Source organism: Streptomyces sp. NPDC058632, assembly GCF_042717095.1.
In the GTDB taxonomy this organism is placed as follows: Bacteria; Actinomycetota; Actinomycetes; order Streptomycetales; family Streptomycetaceae; genus Streptomyces.
On sequence record NZ_JBHXQZ010000187.1, the window covers coordinates 1 to 3,551 of the forward strand.

At 75.1% G+C, this 3,551-nt stretch carries 1 protein-coding gene; it reads right to left on the minus strand.

Annotated elements, in window-relative coordinates; genetic code table 11:
- On the minus strand, positions 1 to 3,551 hold a 3,551-nt coding region (locus ACFWVE_RS34815), incomplete at both ends, for an SDR family NAD(P)-dependent oxidoreductase (protein ID WP_384023213.1).

Genomic DNA, 3,551 nt, shown 5'->3' on the forward strand with positions numbered 1-3,551 from the left:
GTGTCCGCGCCGCGCACCGACACCGCCAGCCGCGCCGCCTGCTCCCGCACCGCCTCACGCGACTTCGCCGACACCACCCACGGCAACCACGCCGGAACCCGGGCCGCTTCGGTGAGTACGCCGTCCGTCTCCGCGGCCGGGTCTTCCGCCCCGTCGGCGGGCTCGGGTTCCGGGGCCTGCTCGAGGATGAGGTGGCCGTTGGTGCCGCTGATGCCGAAGGAGGAGATGCCCGCGCGGCGGGGGTGGCCGGCGTCCGGCCAGGGGGTGGCCTCGGTGACCAGGCGGACGGCACCGCTGGACCAGTCGACGACCGAGGTGGGGTCGGTGATGTGCAGGCTCTTGGGCACCATGCCGTGCCGCATCGCGAGCACCATCTTCATCATGCCGCCGACTCCCGCGGCGGCCTGGGTGTGGCCGATGTTCGACTTCAGCGAGCCGAGCAGCAGCGGCCGCTCCGCCGGACGGTCCTGACCGTAGGTGGCGAGGATGGCCTGGGCCTCGATCGGGTCGCCGAGCGGGGTACCGGTGCCGTGCGCCTCGACCACGTCGACCTCGGCGGCGGACAGTCCGGCGTTGGCGAGGGCCTGACGGATGACGCGCTGCTGGGAGGGCCCGTTGGGGGCGGTGAGACCGTTGGAGGCGCCGTCCTGGTTGAGGGCGGAGCCGCGCACCACGGCGAGGACCTGGTGCCCGTTGCGGCGGGCGTCGGAGAGCCGCTCCAGCAGGACGAGGCCGACGCCCTCGGCGAAGCCCATACCGTCGGCGCCCTCGGCGAACGCCTTGCAGCGGCCGTCGGGGGCGAGGCCGCGCTGCCGGGAGAACTCCACGTAGGGCTCGGGGGTGGACATGATGGTGACACCGCCGGCCAGGGCCATGGTGCACTCACCGGTGCGCAGCGACTGCAGGGCCAGGTGCAGGGCGACCATGGAGGACGAGCAGCCGGTGTCCATGGTGACGGCGGGGCCCTCGAAGCCGTACGTGTAGGACAGGCGGCCGGAGGCGATGCTGGAGGCGTTGCCGGTCATGAGGTGGCCGGCGAGCTGCTCCTGGGCGGCGGCACCACCGAGGCGGACCTGGTAGTCGGTGTTGATGGTGCCGACGAAGACTCCGGTGGCGGTGGAGCGCAGGGTCTCCGGGTCGATGCCTGCGCGTTCGAACGTCTCCCAGGAGGTCTCCAGCAGCAGACGCTGCTGCGGGTCCATGGCGAGGGCCTCGCGCGGGGAGATGCCGAAGAACGCCGGGTCGAATCCGGCGACGTCCTGGATGAAGCCGCCCTCACGGCTGTAGGTGGTGCCCTGCCGTTCGGAGTCGGGGTCGTACATCGAGTCGAGGTCCCAGCCGCGGTCGGCGGGCGGGGTGGACACCGCGTCGACCTCGGCGGCCATGAGGTCCCACAGTTCCTCGGGGGTGGTGACCCCTCCGGGGAAGCGGCAGGCCATGGCGACCACGGCCATCGGCTCGTCGGTGACACCGGCCGCGACGACCACGGGTGCGGCGGCGGGCCGCTGTTCGCCGAGCAGCCGGCCCTTCAGGTGGTCGACGACGGCGACGGTGTTGGGGTGGTCGAACAGGAGTGTCGTGGGCAGCTTGACGTCGGTGGCGGCGGTGATGCGGTTGCGCACCTCGACGGCGGTGAGCGAGTCGAAGCCCAGGTCCTTGAAGGCGCGGTGCACGTCGACCGCCTCGGGCGAGGCGTGGCGCAGGGCGGTGGCGACCTCGGCGCGGACCAGGTCGGTGAGCAGACGGTCCTGGTCGGCGGGGGCGAGGCCGCGCAGCCGGTCGCGCAGGGCGTGGGTGTCGGTCGCGGCGGCCTTGGCCGCCTCCAGGGCGCGGCGGACCTCGGGCAGGTCGCCGATGAGAGGGCTGGGCCGGGCGGCGGTCAGGACGCCGGCGTACGACCGCCAGTCGACGTCGACGACGGTGGCGTGCGAGGCGCCCTCGGAGACGGCGGCGCGCAGCGCGGCGACGGCGGTGTCGGGCGCCATCGGGGTGAGTCCGTCGTGGCGCATCCGGTCGGTGAGGACGTCGGCGGTGGCCATGCCCGCGTCGGCCCAGGGGCCCCAGGCGACGGAGGTGACGGGCAGGCCGGCGGCGCGGCGCTGCTCGGCGACGGCGTCGAGGTAGGCGTTGGCGGCGGCGTAGTTGGCCTGTCCTGCGTTGCCGAGGACGCCGACGATGGAGGAGAACAGCACGAACATCGACAGGTCGTGGTCACGGGTGAGTTCGTGCAGGTTGGCGGTGCCGAGGGTCTTGGGGCGCAGGACGGCGTCGAAGCGGTCCGGGGTGAGGGCGTCGAGTACGCCGTCGTCGAGTACGCCCGCGGCGTGCACGACGCCGGTGAGCGGCAGGTCGGCGGGGAGGGAACCGAGGAGACCGGCGAGCTGGTCGCGGTCGGCGACGTCGCAGTCGGCGACGGTGACGCGGGCTCCGTGGGCGCCGAGTTCGGCGGCGAGTTCGGCGACGCCGGGCGCGTCGGGGCCTCGGCGGCTGGTGAGGACCAGGTGCCGGGTGCCGGCGGCGGCCAGGGAGCGCGCGACGTGGGCGCCGAGGGCGCCGGTGCCGCCGGTGATCAGGACGGTGTCGTGCGGTGCCCAGGTGCCGGTGGGGTCTGCGTCGCCGGCGGGCTCGGGCAGCGGCATGCGGGCGAGCCGGCGGGCGTAGGAGCCGGAGGCGCGTACGGCGAGCTGGTCCTCGGTGCCGCCGAGGAGGCCGGGCAGGCGGTCGAGGGCGCGTGGGTCGGGGGTGGGGGGCAGGTCGACGAGTCCGCCCCAGGTGTCCGGGAGCTCGAAGGCGACGGCGCGGCCGAAGCCCCAGGTCTCGGCCTGGACGGGCGAGGTCAGCGGGTCCCGGCTGTCGACGGAGACGGCGCCGCGGGTCAGCGCCCACAGGCGGGTGCCGTTGCCGGCGAGGGCGTGGGTCAGGTTCTTGGCGGCGACGAGGCCGCGCGGTACGGCGGGGTGGTCGGGGTGCGGCCGCTCGTCGAGGGCGAGCAGCGACAGCACGCCGGCGGGGCCCTCGCCGTCGGGGGTGGTGAGCAGGGCGGTGAGGGCGGCGGCGTCCTCGTCGCCGGTCAGGTCGTGGCGTTCGACGCGCAGTCCGCGGGCGGTGAGGGCGGTGAGGAGGGCATCGACCCAGGGGTCGTCGGCGTGCCCGGCCGGGACGAGGGCGGGCCAGCGGCCGGCGGGGACGGCGCCGGCGGCGCCGGTCAGCGGGGTCCAGTGGACGCGGTGGCGCCAGGTGTCGAGGGTGGTGCGCAGGGTGCGGCGGCGGCGCCAGGAGGCGAGTGCGGGCAGCAGGCTGCTGAAGGCCTCGGTGTCGTCGCCGGTGATGTCGAGAACGGTGGACAGACGGGTGACGTCTCCGCTCTCGACGGCCGACCAGAACTCGCCGTCGGCGGGGTCGGTGCCGGTGCCGGCCGGCCGGTCGGTCTCGTCGGGGGTGAGCCAGTACCACTCGCGCTGGAAGGGGTAGGTGGGGAGGTCGACGCGCCGCGGGCGGGTGCCCGCGTAGAAGGCGTCCCAGTCCACGTCCGCGCCGCACGCCCACGCCTC